The 17,306-nt window shown below is 38.7% G+C and carries 16 protein-coding genes, 3 tRNA genes and 1 pseudogene; 12 read left to right on the top strand and 8 right to left on the bottom strand.

The window, feature by feature from the left end; all coding sequences use genetic code 11:
• Both H5232_RS14305 and arsJ read left to right on the top strand, forming a co-directional pair.
• Window positions 1–786, top strand: a 786-nt coding sequence (locus H5232_RS14305) for an ArsJ-associated glyceraldehyde-3-phosphate dehydrogenase (protein ID WP_182831104.1), incomplete at its 5' end; no start/stop codon positions are given.
• Between the two features lie 6 nt (window positions 787–792).
• A complete protein-coding gene (gene arsJ, locus H5232_RS14300; protein ID WP_182719229.1) occupies window positions 793–2,022 on the top strand; it encodes an organoarsenical effux MFS transporter ArsJ in 1,230 nt (409 codons plus the stop codon).
• Here arsJ and H5232_RS14295 read toward each other — a convergent pair.
• Complete coding sequence (locus H5232_RS14295; RefSeq protein WP_064668622.1) at window positions 2,016–2,783, bottom strand: EAL domain-containing protein; 768 nt, start codon at window positions 2,781–2,783, stop codon at window positions 2,016–2,018. The genes arsJ and H5232_RS14295 overlap by 7 nt on opposite strands.
• Before the next feature lie 226 nt (window positions 2,784–3,009).
• Here H5232_RS14295 and H5232_RS14290 point away from each other — a divergent pair, with 226 nt between their 5' ends.
• Entirely contained in the window at window positions 3,010–3,429 is a 420-nt protein-coding gene (locus tag H5232_RS14290) for a hypothetical protein (RefSeq protein WP_182831103.1), read from the top strand.
• Window positions 3,430–3,490: 61 nt separating this feature from the next.
• Here H5232_RS14290 and H5232_RS14285 read toward each other — a convergent pair whose 3' ends face one another.
• Complete coding sequence (locus H5232_RS14285; protein ID WP_182719231.1) at window positions 3,491–3,658, bottom strand: hypothetical protein; 168 nt, start codon at window positions 3,656–3,658, stop codon at window positions 3,491–3,493.
• 8 nt (window positions 3,659–3,666) lie between these two features.
• Window positions 3,667–4,392, bottom strand: a complete 726-nt coding sequence (locus H5232_RS14280; protein WP_182719232.1) for a zeta toxin family protein — start codon at window positions 4,390–4,392, stop codon at window positions 3,667–3,669.
• Between the two features lie 108 nt (window positions 4,393–4,500).
• On the opposite strand from H5232_RS14280, the pseudogene H5232_RS14275 reads away from it, so the two are divergent.
• Window positions 4,501–4,953: pseudogene (locus H5232_RS14275) on the top strand (site-specific integrase); the annotation flags it as partial.
• Between the two features lie 41 nt (window positions 4,954–4,994).
• Here H5232_RS14275 and H5232_RS14270 read toward each other — a convergent pair.
• From H5232_RS14270 to rtcR, 4 genes are all read right to left on the bottom strand, one after another.
• Window positions 4,995–5,681, bottom strand: coding sequence for a hypothetical protein (locus H5232_RS14270; protein ID WP_182732039.1), 687 nt, complete (start codon window positions 5,679–5,681; stop codon window positions 4,995–4,997).
• Between the two features lie 142 nt (window positions 5,682–5,823).
• Window positions 5,824–6,573 carry a hypothetical protein gene (locus H5232_RS14265; RefSeq protein WP_182719235.1) on the bottom strand — a complete coding sequence of 250 codons (750 nt, stop codon included), beginning with the start codon at window positions 6,571–6,573 and terminating at the stop codon, window positions 5,824–5,826.
• Window positions 6,574–6,798: 225 nt separating this feature from the next.
• Window positions 6,799–6,875, bottom strand: a tRNA-Ile gene (locus H5232_RS14260).
• Between the two features lie 254 nt (window positions 6,876–7,129).
• Window positions 7,130–8,740 (bottom strand): RNA repair transcriptional activator RtcR, encoded by a 1,611-nt coding sequence (gene rtcR, locus H5232_RS14255; RefSeq protein ID WP_310736883.1) that lies wholly within the window; start codon window positions 8,738–8,740, stop codon window positions 7,130–7,132.
• Between the two features lie 254 nt (window positions 8,741–8,994).
• On the opposite strand from rtcR, the gene H5232_RS14250 reads away from it, so the two are divergent.
• The 8 genes from H5232_RS14250 (at window position 8,995) to H5232_RS14215 (ending at window position 15,978) form a co-directional block, all read left to right on the top strand.
• Window positions 8,995–9,064: transfer RNA gene (locus H5232_RS14250), tRNA-OTHER, on the top strand.
• A gap of 6 nt (window positions 9,065–9,070) precedes the next feature.
• Window positions 9,071–9,136: transfer RNA gene (locus H5232_RS14245), tRNA-OTHER, on the top strand.
• 180 nt (window positions 9,137–9,316) lie between these two features.
• Window positions 9,317–10,486: a slipin family protein gene (locus H5232_RS14240; protein WP_220496075.1), complete on the top strand. Its 1,170-nt coding sequence runs from the start codon at window positions 9,317–9,319 to the stop codon at window positions 10,484–10,486.
• A 52-nt stretch (window positions 10,487–10,538) separates the two neighbouring features.
• Window positions 10,539–11,762 (top strand): RtcB family protein, encoded by a 1,224-nt coding sequence (locus tag H5232_RS14235; protein WP_182831101.1) that lies wholly within the window; start codon window positions 10,539–10,541, stop codon window positions 11,760–11,762.
• A gap of 10 nt (window positions 11,763–11,772) precedes the next feature.
• Window positions 11,773–12,822, top strand: coding sequence for an RNA 3'-terminal phosphate cyclase (gene rtcA / locus H5232_RS14230; protein WP_182831100.1), 1,050 nt, complete (start codon window positions 11,773–11,775; stop codon window positions 12,820–12,822).
• A 28-nt stretch (window positions 12,823–12,850) separates the two neighbouring features.
• Window positions 12,851–14,119 (top strand): multifunctional CCA addition/repair protein, encoded by a 1,269-nt coding sequence (locus H5232_RS14225; RefSeq protein WP_182831099.1) that lies wholly within the window; start codon window positions 12,851–12,853, stop codon window positions 14,117–14,119.
• Window positions 14,106–14,933, top strand: coding sequence for a nucleotidyltransferase domain-containing protein (locus H5232_RS14220; protein WP_182831098.1), 828 nt, complete (start codon window positions 14,106–14,108; stop codon window positions 14,931–14,933). Before H5232_RS14225 ends, H5232_RS14220 begins: the two co-directional genes overlap by 14 nt.
• A gap of 34 nt (window positions 14,934–14,967) precedes the next feature.
• Complete coding sequence (locus H5232_RS14215; protein ID WP_182831097.1) at window positions 14,968–15,978, top strand: hypothetical protein; 1,011 nt, start codon at window positions 14,968–14,970, stop codon at window positions 15,976–15,978.
• Window positions 15,979–16,042: 64 nt separating this feature from the next.
• Here the strand turns inward: H5232_RS14215 and H5232_RS14210 are convergent, their stop codons facing one another.
• Window positions 16,043–17,305 carry an AAA family ATPase gene (locus tag H5232_RS14210; protein WP_182831096.1) on the bottom strand — a complete coding sequence of 421 codons (1,263 nt, stop codon included), beginning with the start codon at window positions 17,303–17,305 and terminating at the stop codon, window positions 16,043–16,045.
• Window position 17,306: the final 1 nt, after the last annotated feature.

Genomic DNA, 17,306 nt, shown 5'->3' with positions numbered 1-17,306 from the left:
ACGCAAAACACTAAAACAGAACAGACTGATTGGTCTAACTGTGATGTCGTTATTGAAGCGTCGGGTAAAATTAAAACCAAGGCACTACTGCAAGCTTACCTAGATCAAGGTGTAAAACGCGTTGTTGTTACAGCACCAGTAAAAGAAGAGGGTATTTTAAATGTAGTAATAGGTGTAAACGACCACCTTTATAATAAAGAGATTTACCCAATCATTACCGCTGCATCATGCACAACTAACTGCTTAGCACCAGTAGTAAAAGTTATTCATGAAAAGATTGGCATCAAGCATGGCTCAATCACCACCATTCATGACATAACCAACACCCAAACAATTATTGATGCACCGCATAAAGACTTACGCCGTGCACGTTCATGCGGCACAAGTTTGATCCCCACTACAACTGGTTCAGCTACTGCAATAACGCATATATTTCCAGAGTTAAAAGGTAAACTAAATGGCCATGCTATTCGCGTTCCGCTAACTAACGCATCAATTACTGACTGTGTATTTGAACTTGAGCGCGGTACCACCGTTGCTGAAGTAAATAAATTACTTAAGGATGCTGCTGAAAATGAACTAAAAGGCATAATGGGCTACGAAGAACGCCCACTGGTATCTATTGACTACAAAACCGATCCTCGTTCCAGCATCATTGATGCGCTATCAACCATGGTGATCAACGACACTCAAGTAAAACTTTATGTGTGGTACGACAATGAATGGGGCTACGCGAACCGAACTGCGGAACTGGTACGTAAAGTTGGTCTAGCTGACAAGGAATAATTAACCGTGGATCGATTCACAGCACTCTCCCCACAAATAAAACAATATTTGATCATTACCGGTAATTACTGGGCATTTACTTTAACTGATGGCGCATTGCGGATGCTCGTGGTGCTGTATTTTTATCAATTAGGTTACAGCCCACTTAGTATTGCTATGTTGTTTTTGTTTTATGAAATTTTTGGTGTGATCACCAATTTAGTGGGCGGATGGCTGGGAGCTCGATTCGGCCTGAATAAAACCATGAACATTGGCTTAGCATTACAAATTGTGTCTTTGGCAATGCTTATGGCACCTGTAGATACACTCACCGTAATTTATGTGATGGCTGCGCAGGCGCTTTCAGGGATCGCAAAAGATCTGAATAAAATGAGCGCCAAAAGCGCTATTAAGTTACTAGTACCAAAAGACGCGCAAGGCCAGCTTTTCAAATGGGTGGCTATTTTAACGGGTTCTAAAAATGCGTTAAAAGGTGTTGGCTTCTTTTTAGGTGGCGTACTGCTGACTTTGCTAGAGTTTCATGGCGCAATGCTAATCATGATCTGCATGCTCACTATGGTTTGGCTATTTAGTTTATTCGCATTAAAAGAAGACCTAGGCAAAGCTAAAAATAAAGCCAAATTTAGTGAGCTGTTCTCCAAAAGCAAAGCCATTAATGTACTCTCAGCCGCACGAATGTTTTTATTCGGCGCAAGAGATGTCTGGTTTGTGGTTGCCTTGCCTGTATTTTTAGCCGCAACCTTTGGTTGGGATCATTGGTGGGTTGGCGGCTTTATGGCAAGCTGGGTGATTGGCTATGGCATAGTGCAGTCTTTTGCGCCTCATATTACAAACATAATGAGTACAGGAAAAAAATCAGTTCAGGTGCCCTGTGGCCGTAGCGCTTTTTTATGGGCCAGTTACTTAACAGCTATACCGGCCATTATTGCCTTAGCTCTGCATTTTGACTTTTATATACAAGCATCCGTTATTATCGGTTTACTGATATTTGGTGCGGTGTTTGCGATTAACTCATCATTGCATAGCTATTTAATTGTAAGGCTTGCTGATAGTGATGGCGTGTCACTTGATGTAGGCTTTTATTATATGGCCAATGCTATGGGGAGATTACTAGGCACTGTTTTATCGGGCTGGGTGTATCAACAATATGGACTTGAAGCCTGCTTATGGATCTCAAGCTGCTTTATTGCCCTAGCAGCACTGTTATCGCTGGCACTACCAAAGAGTAATCAATAGTCAATAAAATCAACTACTGGCAAGCTCTCAAAGCCTGGTTTAGCAAATAAATACCCTTGCATTAACTCAATACCTGCGGCTTTTAACCATGTATATTCTGCAAGGGTCTCAATCCCCTCTGCTAATGGGGTGATATTTAATTCACGAAGCATATTTAAGCTATGAGTCACTATTGATTGGCGTACTTTATCTGAATCGATATTTCGGATCAGCTCCATATCGAGCTTAATAATATCCGTTTGAAAATCGGCTAATAAATTAAGGCCCGAGTAACCAGATCCAAAATCATCCAGAGCTGTTGTAAAGCCTAGAGATTGATAATATTCAACCACTCGCTTAATGTGAGCACTGTCTTCTATTTTCTCAACTTCAGTAAACTCAAACATAATTCGTTGCGTCGGAAAGTTATATTTTTTAGCTGCTTCTAAGGTGGTACGAATACACCGCTCAGGCTTATAAATAGCATTGGGTAAAAAGTTAATGCTAAGCATAGAATCAACCCCTAACTTAGCGGCTAAAGCAATCGCTTTTATTCGACAGAACTGATCAAAAGTATAACGATTTTCTTCATTTACTTTTGCGATAACAGAATATGCAGACTCATTATTAATGCCTCGCACTAGAGCTTCATAGCCAAAGATAGAGCGCGTCTTACAATTTACAATTGGTTGAAATGCCATAGTAAAATCAAAGCCTAGGCCTTCTAAATCGGCACAGTCATTACACGATACCTTTTCACATTCAGTTAGTTTGTCATTCATTCAGCACAACCCATTTTTGTCTATTTTTTCATAGTAGTAGAGTTAAAAGCGAAAGCCAACCTTACTTTAACTATTGCATATAAAATCAAGTTCACTATGCAAGACTCCCTTAGCTCCTCACTTTGAAGAATAGAAAGTATATTCCAAGCCCCAAAATATGGAACGCTTAATGCATCTATTTTTTAAACCAAATAACTTGTCAACTTTTTGCCGCACGGGACACGCAATGAATCTAACGAATATACCTTCATCACTGCTTACAGATCCAAATTATTTAAAGCAAGCACAAGCAGGCACACAGCAAACAAATGACAAAGAGCAGCTAACCTCTCCCACAGAGATAGAGAATACCGAAAAAGACACTGTTGAAAATAAAACTGACAACGATGAGACTGTAGAAAATACACAGCAACAAATGATTAAAAACATTAAAACACTACAAGAAAAAATTCGCGCACTTGATGCTGACAACAGCCTTTCAACAGCAGATCAACAAATACAAAAAGCTGAATTACAAAAAGAGTTAGATCAAGAACTTGTTTCAATCCAACTTAGCGTAAAAAAGAACGTATCAACTTTGATGGGAAGTTTATTTTCGTCAGCAGGCAACACCAGCTCAGGTTTATTGTTTAACTATAGTGCTTAGAATTACTTTCTAACTAACACTCTCAAAACTAAGAAAGTCCCATTGCGGGACTTTTTACTAATTATTTTTGGATAGCAGACGCTTTATTTACAAGCTGCACTTGAGAGGTAATAGCGCGATCAATAACTTGGCTATAAACTCGCTTCTTCTCGCTTGAGCTAGAATCTAGCACAAAATCTGAAAGCTTAGAGTTTTGCGTTGGCTTTGGCTTTATTAAATTTGAAAACATAAACACTCCTAAAGCTCGTTTTTTGAGCTGGATGGTGATTCTATCAGGCTCTGTAGATCTTCTCTAGTGAATTTTTCATCTAAATGATGCTCTATTGCCTGAACATTATCGTGATAAAAACGTGTTTTGCCCTTATTATTTTTAACTAATAAATCCACTTGAATTTGACTACCGAACTTGAGCTTAAGTTCCCTTATAACCTCCTGAGAAGCAAAGAACTGATCAATAAAGGTATCAGCTAGAATTCTACGTCCCTCTAGCTTTTCTCTTGCCTCAACGAACTCCCAAGCCAGCTCTGGTTTTTGATATACAAACAGAATTAGTACTTGCCTTTCCTTACGGATAGAGCGTTCAATATTCTTTTTTGCAACATCATAACTTGCCAAAGTTCCATCTAACAAAAAAGACTGCTTGTTTTTAAACGCATGATCAAGTGTTCTCTCAACAATAAAAGATACAGCACGATGAAATAAATACGAGTTATCACCTGTATAACCAGGTATAAGCTCTCTTAGTTCATCAGGATCAAGCCTTAATACATTATCAGCTCCAATTTCTTCCAAAAAGGCTTTTGAAGCTTCAGTTTTACCTGCACCAGGCGAACCAGCCATGAAAACAGAAACTGGCCTTGTATCGGGAGGAAACTGGTTTTTGTCTGTTAACTCGCGAGCTATACGAGTCCTATTACTTTTAGCATAGCTTATTGCCTGTCGTTCTAGTTCTTCTGGTGCCATATAAAACCTTAATCATCTCTATTCATTATGTCACTTAAGTAGTTATTCGCAAGTGATTCAAATTCAGAATATACCCTAGGGCTCTTCTCGTTTTTTTAATGGCAAAAAAAATCACACGAACTTTTAACAATAGCCAGAGTATCAGAGCGTAAAGCAGACAAGCGACCAGCTCTAGACTGCAAATGGCTTGGTCGAGAAGGTTGTATTTATACAGTGAAAGGCAAAGGCGGCCTAATCCGTGATGTACTAATACCGAATGCATTAGCTACACAGTTAGAAGAAAGGCGCTTAGCACAGCCTATAACGGTTCGTGATAGAGAAATTAACTATTTGCAACGCTACAATATTGGTGGAGGCCATAAATGGTCATGTTCATTTTCAAAAGCATCTAATCGCGCTCTATTTTTTTCTAATGGTGCCCATGGCCTTAGACATAGCTACGCACAAGAAAGAATGGATGAGCTAAAAAACTTGGGTTTAACTAGAGCTTTAGCTCTCGAAACTGTGTCGCAAGAGCTCGGTCATTTCAGGGCTGAAATTACTGAAGTTTATTTAAGGTAATACGTAATAACACTTAATTGATCAGTTTTTTGAGCCCAGCTTCATAAACCAGAAATGAAGTTACTACAGGCAATCCTAAATACCCCTTCAGACAGTAGCTCTCGATTTGACTTGATCAATAAGTGCTTATCTCGAACAACTTTAAGCCAGCAAATATATAAATCAAATAATTCATCTTTTGATTCCATTTGATTTGGAGCTTTTTCAATCTTAACCAATAATATCACCAACCCCTCAAGTATAGATATTATATTAAGCTTTAAGGATATAGCTAACCTAGCCGTTGATGGAGTGAGTACCGATAAGTCATTATCGCTTGGGTACAACTTTCCGTCTATAAAATCACGACGATACTCTGTTAGCATTTTCGAGATTTGATCTAAGCTAAGCCCACTGCTTTTCACTTTCTGATTAGCACTCGAGATCACTTCTTCAAATACACCTTCTAAAAATAACTCACTTTTCATTTCCTGAAGTTTTACTTTGAACTCTTCATTTATTTTTAATACTTCTTCAATGCTATTACAATTCTGATGCTTTTCAGCCCAGCTTAAACCTACACTAGATAACTTAAAGACAGTGTCATCACCCTCTATTATTTTCAAAGACCAGTGAACCAAATAAGCATCAAGTTTTGATGTTATATTTCGCTGTTGATGTGCAACTTTTATTGACTCCCTAAAATAAAAAACTAAAACCGCACTAATAGCAGCCCAAAACAATGTCATGTTATCTCCAAAAATACTGTAAAAGTTCAATCGTGTGCATATTCAGTCGCTACTTACCAGCCGCTCTTTATAATCAATAGAGTTTTTATGGACAACATAAAACATTGATTTCAAGGTAACATTAACTTGGGCTTGATATCTTTCACTTTTTAATTGCCCCTTCTCTAATTAAAAATTCTCTTGCTTTTGATAGTTGCACCTTATTTTTACCTGCTACTAAAATATCTTTTTCAATAGTTTGTAATTGTTGCTCAAGCATTGAGTTAGCTTCAGCTTGATTTATTTTCCCGAACTTAATCATTGCTGTACGCAGCAACCCTGCTGAATCAAGAAATAGTTTAATATTTTCGATTGCTTGATAAATTTGAATGGCATCAAGCTTTAAGAACTGCTCTTTATCTGAAAGGTACGAGCTAAATTGCTTAATAATTACAACAACATTTTTTAGCTTCTTCTCATAACGTTGGTAAAAGATAAGAGCATCTTTCGGGAGTTCAGCTTGTTGTTCAAATGTCAGATAAGTCTTTGTTAGGCTGTCAATATGAAGCTCTACTAATCCCTCAAAACCAACTATATTTTCGTATGAATGACTATTGTTTTCTCTAATCATATCTTCAAAAATAATTGATATCGCGTGTGAAAAAGTAAACTCATTTTCAGGGATCGGAGTGTCTACTTGAGCTTCTATTTTCTCAAAAAAAGATTGTAACCATGCATTTGCAGCAACCAAAAAACTTAACTGAGATACATAGACATAAGCAATACGATGTTCTAAGTCCTTTTTTATTTTATTTTGGGCTATAACTCTAACTTTAAAACTCAAGAAAGCTGATATTAGGGCTCCAAATAAACCACTTAGTATAGAAATCAGTAGGGTATAGCCATTATCCATATATTGCCTCATATGCTTTAACAGCCAATAAAATAATGACTGCAATGAATCCTTTTTAGTTAGCTCTATTAAAAAGAGACCAAATGCTTACTTTAAAGATATTAATTGCAATATCAATTAATATGATAGGACTATTTTTAATAATTGATTTATAGTAAAAAGTAGCACAGAGGTAGCACAGGGTAATTTCTGTTAGTAGTTATTTACTTGGAAAGCTTTTAAAAGTGGTGGCCCCTCCCAGACTCGAACTGGGGACCTAACGATTATGAGTCGTGTGCTCTAACCAACTGAGCTAAGGGGCCATTTTGTATTAGCTTATGTTTTAAAAAAACAAAGCTAAATTTTTGAAGCGTTTAACCACCTAAGCGACTAAAGCGGGTTGCAGTATAAAAAGTTTTTACTGGCTTGTCACTAGCAAAAACCTTTATTTTAACAATCAATAAGCTAACTGCTTAAATAGTAGTCGTAAAAGGTATAATTAAAGAGTTAAGCTATTACAACTCTCTGGATATTTAACGTTGTTGATATCCGTTAACTCATTACATACCCATAGTTTTTAACTATGTTTTGAGTTAGAGGAGATATCACTCCACTTCAAACCAAATTTATTCAAATATTTTTGCAAGCGACTAGAGTCGTTAGCTTGAGACTTAAGCGTGCGACTTACGTTAAATAACTCCCTGCCAGCTGATGCCATACTATTGTGACGCTGGCAGGTAGTAAGTACGTGGCTAAGCTGATTAATATCAAAGTTATCTAACTCTTCTATCTGAGTATTTTCAAGATAATCACAAAGGACAGTCGACGCTAACTTTTGATTTTGCGGATACCAAGCTTGCTTTAAGCGATCTATTTCATCTTTAACATCTTCTACTGTGATACGTGAAGAATCAGCCAATGTGCATAATCTTGTAATTGCAGAGCTCAAATCACGAAAGTTGCCAGTCCATAATGCCTCGTTTGAAGTGGCAAAACCAATGAAGGCATTTTTAGCTTCTTTATTAAATTGCACGCGATCCCCCATTTTTTTAGTATAGAGATCAACTTCGTAATCAATATTTGCTGGAATATCTTCTTTTCGATCTTTCAGTGCTGGTAATTCGTATGCCCACAGGTTAATACGAGCAAACAAGTCACTTCTAAAATGACCTTGAGCTATCTCTTTTTTTAAATCTCTATTGGTACCTGCAATTAACTGAAAATTGCTTTGAACAGGTGTATCGCTACCAACTGGGTGAAAAACTTTATTTTCAAGTGCATGCAGCAGCATTGCTTGCTCTTCTAAACCCAGCTCGCCTATTTCATCTAAAAATAACACGCCATCATGAGCGCTCAATAAAAAACCATCTCTTGCTTGCTGGGCCCCCGTAAAAGCCCCTTTCGTATGGCCAAATAACGCAGCCATGGCATTCTCGCCTTTTAAAGTGGCACAATTTACAGAAACCAGCGTGCCTTTTAGCATTGAACGCTTTTTCTTTAATTGAAATATACGAGTTGCAAGCTGGCTCTTACCCGCCCCAGTAGGCCCAGTTAAAAGCATGGGATCGTGTGAGCGAATTGCTACTTTTTCTATTTGTGTGATCAGTTGATTAAAGAAAATATTTTTAGTTTCTATACCGCCTTTTAAAAACTCCTTACCTTGCTGATGCTCAATATCAAACCGCGTAGCTAATTGATCATACTTAGATAAATCCAAATCGATGATCTGTATACGCCCTATAGATTTATTATTGTTATTATGATCTGGTGATGTTTGAATCAAACGCCCTGGAAAGTGCCGGCTTTCTGTAAGCAAGTAACTGCATATTTGCACAACATGCGTACCCGTTGTGATATGAAATAAGTAATCGTTTTTATCAGTATCAAAAGTGTAGTGTGAACACCAATCAAAGAGCTTGGCATACACTTCTTCAAAGTCCCACGGATCGCTAAAATTAAGCTGGTGCAACTGCACATTAGTTTCAGGAGAGACAGACTCAATATCCACTGCAACATTATTAGCAAGGCGACTACTGTGATTGTCATGCAGCATATGTAGCTGGTTAACGATTAGATTATCTTGACTACATAAACTTATATTAGGCCGCCACTTAGCCCATCGATCGACTCTCTTACCGACATAATCTAACTGCGTACCAATTAAGCTAACGACTACTGTATCTTTCACAACCGTATCCATATGGATAAAAACACTACACAAAACAATACAAAATAACGAAAGATCTATCAAGCGCAACAGCTAGAAACACACAAATTTAGTTGATTTAAGTCTTAAAAACAATAACTTAAAAACAAATAAAAATATTTAAACAAAACTGGCACATGACTTGTACTTACCTAGGAGTCTGATTAATTAGGTGTGATTCAAAAAGTCACTCTGGTGCGCTCAACACTGTTGCCGCGTATTCCCAATCAAACAACTATTAAAGTAGCTCAGAGGTAGAGCAACGGTTCATTGCCGTGTGCGAAGGTTCGAATCCTTCCTTAATGATACCCTTTAAAGGTAGCTCAACTGGTAGAGCAGCGGTTCGCCGACTGCCTTGGGTTCGAATCCCATCTTAAACATACATATAAAGACGTTAGTAAGTCGTTATTACCAATGCTTGATAAACGCCTCAGACGAATGAACGGTGGCAAGCTGGACGCTCCCCATCGCTATGCAGTTTTGGGCTTTTATTAAACAAGTATTTAACTCTTACTAACCCCTTAATTTAAGGGAAGTAAAAACAATAAGGAATTTAAAATGTTAAGCAAAAAGTTGTTTCAAAAAATAGTCGAGATCACTGAAAACCAAAGAGTGCTTGTGTACAAAAATCAACAACTAATAGATGTACTCACACCTGGAAAACATAAACGTTGGGATTTTAAAAATGAATTATCGTTTGAGTATTTTGATATAAACACGCTGTACTTTTCAGAACAAAATGCTGAAAGGCTGTATCGAAATAATCCACAGCTAAATGAACATATTTTTCACTGTAAGCTAAGTAACACGGAAGTGGGCCTGTTGTACGTTAATGACCTACTTGAAGGGATCGTCGCACCTAGCGAACAATTATATCTATGGCAAGACGCGGGTGATATTCGACTAGAGAAAGTATCTATCGACGAAGAAATAGCCCTAGATGATAAAACGCTTTTTTTAATTAACCGTGCTGGCGCAAATACAGCGTCACGTTTAATTAAAAGTGAGCGTACTGTTGCAGTTAAACCTATTGCGGATTTAAACATAGCAAAAGAGCACATTGGTTTACTGTATGTAAATGGTCAGCTATTAAAACAACTAACACCTGGTCATTACGGTTTTTGGCAATTTAATCATGAGATTGAATTAAAAACCTTTGATTGCAGAACGCAGTTACTCGAGATCTCAGGACAAGAGATCCTCAGTAAAGACCGCGTAAGCTTACGCATTAATTTGAGTGCCAATATTAAAGTACATGACGCTCAGCTTGCAGCGCGAAGCGTTGATAACGTGAATGACTTTGTCTACAAAGCGTTGCAGTTAGCATTACGTGAAGCCGTTGGCACAAAATCGCTCGATGATATCCTTTTGGATAAGTTGTACGTAAATGAAACGGTAAAAGAGCTGGTTGCACAGTCTTTAACAGACATTGGTATCACCCTAGAGAATGTCGGGGTAAAAGACATTATTTTGCCAGGTGAAATGAAAATAATATTAAACCAAGTAGTTGAGGCGCAAAAAGCAGCAGAAGCCAATGTAATTAAAAGACGCGAAGAAACGTCAGCAACCAGAAGCTTACATAACACTGCAAAAATGATTGAAAACAACCCAACACTAATGCGTTTAAAAGAGCTGGAAGCATTAGAAAAAGTCGCCGAACGAATAAACAATCTGACCGTGTACGGTGGATTAGAAGGATTAATGAACGGCGCAGTAAAAATAGCCTAACCAGTAAGCGTTACGCAAAAATTAACAATGAAAAGAATTGAGGAAAACAAGAATGTGTAAAAATTATAACGTAATCGAAAACCAAGGTAGTGTACCAATTAAAGCGTGGACCAAAGGCGTCCCTTTTGAAGAGCAAGCTCAACAACAGCTAAACAATATTGCACGTATGCCCTTAGTGCATTCTCATATTGCCGTGATGCCAGACGTGCATTTAGGTAAAGGCGCAACCATTGGCAGTGTTATACCATCAGTAAATGCGGTTATTCCCGCCGCAGTGGGTGTTGATATTGGCTGTGGAATGGTCGCCACTAAAACAACTTTAACAGCAAGCCAACTACCTGATAACTTGTTGGCGATTAGACATGCTTTTGAGTCAGCAATCCCGCATGGCAGAACTAGCAATAGAGGCAAAGCCGACAGAGGTGCATGGCATAACATACCCGATATAGTGGCGGGTGAATGGCTAAAATTACAGGCGCGGTTTGAACTTATTTGTGAAAAACACCCTGCAATAAAAAAGAGCAATCATGTTAACCATTTAGGTACAATGGGAACAGGCAATCACTTTTTAGAGCTGTGTTTAGATGAGCACGATACTGTATGGATCATGCTGCACTCTGGCAGCCGTGGCGTGGGTAATCGCATTGGGACGTACTTTATTGAGTTAGCTAAAAAAGAAATGCAGCGCCATCAAGTCAATCTACCCGATATGGATTTAGCCTATCTTGAAGAAGGCAGTGACTTTTTTGATGATTACGTTGAAGCGGTTGAATGGGCGCAAGACTTTGCCGCCAAAAACCGCGAAATTATGATGTTTAATGCCATAGCAGCATTACGAAAGCAAATACCTGTAGCGTTCTCAACCCATGAACTCGCAGTAAATTGCCACCATAATTATATTTCTCGCGAGCATCACTTTGGTAAAGACTGCTTTGTAACACGTAAAGGGGCAGTAAGAGCTGAAAAAGGGGAAATGGGCATTATTCCAGGCAATATGGGCGCGCGCTCTTTTATTGTTCGTGGTTTAGGAAACCCTGAAAGCTTTAACAGCTGTAGCCATGGTGCAGGCCGTGTTATGTCTAGAACAAAAGCCAAAAAGGTGTACAGCGTTGAAGATCAAATTGCTGCTACACAAGGCGTAGAATGCAGAAAAGATGCAGCAGTGATTGATGAAATCCCTCACGCATACAAAGATATTGAAAAAGTAATGACAGCACAAAAAGACTTAGTTGAGGTGGTATATACCTTAAAACAAATTGTTTGTGTAAAAGGATAAAGATAATTATATGACCACAGAATTTATAAAAATTGATGGCTCACAAGGTGAAGGCGGCGGCCAAGTATTAAGAACCGCCCTCACCCTGTCTATTTTAACCCAACAAAAAATTGAGCTTTACAATATTAGAGCTGGCAGAAACAAAACAGGGCTATTACGTCAACACCTTACATGTGTTTTGGCGGCACAAGAGATTTGTGATGCCAGTATTGAAGGCGTTGAACTTGGCTCAACGCATATTCGCTTTTCGCCAGGCAAAATAAAAGCCGGTAACTTTAATTTTGCCATTGGTAGCGCAGGCAGCACCGTATTGGTATGCCAAACAATTTTACCTGTATTGGCACTGGCACCAAACTGCTCAACCGTCACGTTTGAAGGCGGCACACATAATGGAATGTCACCTTCTTTGTGCTTTTTAGAACAGTCATTTTTGCCCATACTGAAACGCATGGGTGTTGATTGCCAGATTAAAACGACAGCACTCGGATTTTATCCTGCAGGCGGTGGAAAGTGGCAAATAAGCGTTCAACCAACAACAAAGCTTAAGCCAATTACGTTAACTACTGCTGGTGCTCAATTTGCTGAACAAACGAATAATTGCTCTCTAACGGCACTAGTAAGCTCACTGCCATCAAGCATAGGGCAGCGCGAAATTAACACAGCTAAAAAAGTACTCAATTGGCATGATGCACCAAGTCTTGTGCAAAACGTGATCACCCCAGGCCCGGGTAACAGTTTTCAATTAGGTATTGATAGTGAAACGCATCGTTCTGTTTTTGAAGTCAGGGGAGAAAAAGGGTTATCAGCGCAAAATGTAGCAAAACGCGCGGCAGGCAGAGTTAATGTATTTATTCAATCTCAGGCGGCGGTTGAAGAGTATTTAGCCGACCAATTATTACTGCCCATTGCACTGGCAGGAAGCGGCAGCTTTACAACAACTAAACCTAGCTTGCATACAATAACCAATATAAATGTTATTAAACACATATTAGGAAAAGAAATACAGTTAAAGCAATTAACACAGTGCCTGTGGCATGTTTCACTAACACAAGACACTTAAGCAGGATTAAAAATACAGCGGTAAAGTAATGAATAATAAACTTAAAAAAGTCTACTTAGTCGGCGGAGCAGTGAGAGACTCATTACTAGGCCATCAGTCAAAAGACAAAGATTATGTTGTAGTAGGCGAGACACCTGCCACCTTAATCGCATTAGGTTATCAGCCTGTTGGCAGTGATTTCCCGGTTTTTTTGCACCCAAAAACAAAAGAAGAATATGCCCTTGCCCGCACTGAGCGAAAAAGTGGCAAAGGCTATATTGGCTTTACAGTGGATGCCAGTACCTCGGTAACGTTAGAAGAAGATTTAGCGCGGCGCGATTTAACCATCAATTCAATGGCGATGGATGATCAAGCCAATATTATCGATCCTTTTAATGGTCAAGCGGATTTAAAAAACAAAATACTTAGGCACACCACCGCCGCTTTTGCAGAGGATCCCGTGCGCGTGTTACGGATTGCACGTTTTCTTGCCCGTTTTGGTGAGCAATGGTCAATACACCCAGACACTCAAGCGCTTATAAACAAACTAAAAGAAAGCGGCGAACTTGCAAACTTAGTACCCGAACGTGTATGGAATGAAACCGAAAAGGCATTGAACGAGAAACACCCGCAGTTATTTTTTCAAGCACTTAATAGTTTAGGGCTATTTCCTGAAATTGAAGCGATGCAAGGTATCCCTCAACCTAAAAACCACCACCCTGAAGGGGATGTTTACATTCACACCATGCTGGTACTAAAGCGAGCTGCTGATTTAGGTTTTGATGTTGAAACACGTTTCGCCGCCCTTACTCATGACTTTGGTAAAGCTTACTGCTATCAAAAATATGGAAATTTACATGGTCATGAGCAAGTAGGTATTAAGGTGATAAATGAATTTTGTGAGCGCTTAAAAGTACCGAATAAATTAAAAGCGCTGGCAGTTTTAACAAGTGATAACCACACCCGATGTCACAAATTATTTGAGCTAACACCTAAAAAAGTACACAAACTCATTGTTGAAAAAATGAATGCGCTTGAACATCCACAGCGTTTTTTACAGTTTCTTCAAGCGTGTTTATGTGATGCGCAAGGTAGGGGCGAAGACTTTGTAAATAAAGACTATCCACAATTCCAATTAGCGCAGTCACTATTAAATGCATTAAAGCAAATCGACAGAAAAGCCATAGTACAACAAGCAATTTCAAGAGGTAAAAGCGGCCCGCTAATTGGTGCAGCAATGCGAGAAGCGGAAATAAATTGTTTACGCGATTGCCTAACCGAATTAAAAAATAAAGAGTTACACCATGAAAATAAATAACCAAGAAAATACGGTAGATCAGCGCATCAACAAAGATATTCACACTGAAATACTACGCAGAATAAAAGCCGCAGAAGCTGAGCACAATGTTAAGGTACTTTACGCGATAGAGTCAGGTAGCAGAGCGTGGGGGTTTGAATCTCCTAACAGCGATTATGATGTGCGATTTATTTACGCGCACCCAACAGACTGGTATTTAGCAGTAAACCTTGAAGATAAACGCGACGTGATTGAATACCCAATCGTCGATGAAATAGATATAAACGGCTGGGATATTCGCAAAGCCCTAAAATTATTTTATAAATCTAACCCCGCGTTTATCGAGTGGCTACAATCACCCATTGTGTATGTAGATGACCAGCACTTTGCAACAAAAGCGCGCGAATTGCTGCCACTTATCGCGTCATCAACACGAGGAATTTATCACTACTTGCATATGGCTAAAGGCAATTTCCGTGAATATCTTAAAAAAGAGCAAGTCCCCCTGAAAAAGTACTTTTATATTTTAAGGCCTTTACTAGCAATTATGTGGCTTGAAAAATATAACGAGCCGGCACCTATCGAATTCGATACTTTACGTAAGTTAGTAGCCGAGAATACCCCACTTAATGAGGCAATATCGGCACTGCTGGCATCAAAACGCGTCAGTTTAGAGAAAGAGTATATTAAAAGCGTGCCAGTGATTAATGAGTTTATTGAGTCAGAACTAGCGAGACACGAAAACTACAGATCAAAATTTAAAACAAGAGACGTCGATTTTGAAGTGTTAAATCAACTTTTTATTGAGATTTTAAATAATAGTATAGATAAGTAAATTACTGCCTGACTCTGAAAGTAAGGATATAAAAATGAACAAAACAAGTGCGTTAGAGCAAGAGCTATCCCACGCAATAAAAGAGTTAGTGCGATCATCCTGTTCATCGAAAGAGACTTCGCCATCCCTATGCCCAGTTTCTCTTGTGACAGTTGAATGGCCATTAGGCAATTTAGATTACTGGGAGCGGTTTATTCGCGATGAATACGATAAAGCGCTTTCTTCACAGTCAAATAATCTGTGGAAATTTTGGTCTAATACTAACACTAAAATAACATGGATTGATTTGTGTAGTTGGGACGGCCATAAAAGAGAACAAGCGCTTCGCTGTATAAAGAGTGCGCCAAATAGATTTGCTTTAGCATTAGTGTGCAGAAGACTTAATGACTGGGTACCGCAAGTGAGACAAGCTGCTAGTGAAGTGCTTAGTAAAATTGTTACAAACACTGATAAATCCGATGTTGTAGATGCAGTCTTCTTTACCCTAAGTCACTGGTCATCATGGAAAAGAATTGATGAGAAAAGTAAAAACACCCTATTAGAAATAATTACAACAACGCGTCTTTTAGATGAACTTAAATTAAATTTAATCGCATCGCCAACAGGGCCATTATCTTCGATATTTTCACAGATTGCGCGTAAAAGCGCGATAGATCATTACCTTGTAGAAATAGCTAACCGCGCTGTTCAACCGTCGCTTCGTGCCAAGGTATACAGATGTTTATTTAGCAATAAAGTTTCTTGGTTTAATGGAAGAAAGTGGCAATGGACAGATATAAGATATTGCCAAGGCCACGAGGTGCCTGTTATTTCAGCGCGTCCGCTGACAATTCACGTACCACTTATCCTATTACTTAAATCAGCAGCAAACGATCGCTCTTCCATCGTTAGGCGAGTAGCCGCAGAAGTATTAATTAGAGAATTAAAAAATTTAGGCGAAGAATCAATACAGCTTGCTGAACAACTGTCATTGGACCGCTCTACTGCAGTTGCTGAGCGCGGTAAATTTGCCCTGCGAAAAATAGCAGGCGATACACTCTTTTAAAATAAGATCCTCCACTCAATGGTGGAGGATCTTTTATCAAAAACTAGAAGTAAATCAAAAGTATTTACTCAAATGTGCCAAGCCTTAATAACTCATTACCTTTTTCGCCAATAATAAGCATTCTGTGACCTTCAGTAACTGAAGGCCACTCAAACTTATTTAACTGACTAGTAATAACGTCATCACCCACATTATGCTTTCTACTTTTGTTTTGACTACGTAGTGTGCTTTCTTTGACTTGCAGAGCAACAATCGTAATTAAAGCGCCGTAATTTAGCCCAAGATCACAAATAATTTGTCTAAAGTCTTTACGAAAATTGGTCGCATCCCAGACAATATTTTGCTTATTTGCTAATGCCGTTTTTAATCGCGATTTAGCTAACTGTAACATTTGCCCTCGATTTTTTTGGCAATTCCTTTTTCCATTAAGCTCTTCACGAATATCATCTAATGAAATAATTTCAAATCCTGTTAGATTCTGGGCAATCCAAGTAGATTTACCACTGCCGCTAATACCACACATCACATAAAGATGACTGTATCCTAAAGCACCTTGATAATTTTTCGCTAATGCTTCTTCAACCATGCTAATTTGACCATGTGCCAGCTGACGAATAGCATAGCCATTTAAATACGTTTGTTCTGCAAGAGAAGATTTAACCTGAATAGGCTTTAAAATTGAGTGAGTTGCCTTACTCTCGTCCCACAATTCATACTCTTGAGCAAACATTTTAAACTGTTCCAACAAATCGATTTGTTGGGCTAGATCTGTGCATGTTCGCCCTTTCATATCAGCTAATTCAAGCCAATAAAGTAACTCTAAGTTGGCATTTAAAGAAAGGTGCAGGTAATCACTGTAACTTTGATTTTTAATCACCAAACGTTTTGGCATTTGATGAAAACCCACTAATCCAATAATGCTATTAATTGCTTTATACCCAAGGGGTAACTCAAGTAACTTAATCGCTAAATAATTTGCACCTGCCTCCTCATGTTTTGGCGCCACTACACGTTCAACTCCCTCTATCAGTTTGCGTTTTGTAGTGATTGGCTTGGCAATATCATGCAATAAAGCAGATAAGATCAATACCTGCCTTTGAGCGCCTTTTATATGTTCAGCATCATTGACTAGTATTTCATACAGTTGGCTCAACACCATATCAGTATGAATAGCAACATCACCTTCAGCATGCCAGATACTATCTTGCTCAGTGTCAGCAAACTGATACAGTAAAGGGAACACATCTCCCAAATACTCTACACACTCAGCAAAATCTGGTGAATGATTTAAAGCTAAACTGTCTAACCAAGTGGCTAATTTTTTCATC

Origin of the sequence: Pseudoalteromonas sp. SG41-5 (assembly GCF_014164495.1) — a bacterium.
In the GTDB taxonomy this organism is placed as follows: domain Bacteria; phylum Pseudomonadota; class Gammaproteobacteria; order Enterobacterales; family Alteromonadaceae; genus Pseudoalteromonas; species Pseudoalteromonas rhizosphaerae.
Note: the sequence above shows the minus strand (reverse complement) of the source record. Positions and strands in the feature narration are given on the sequence as shown.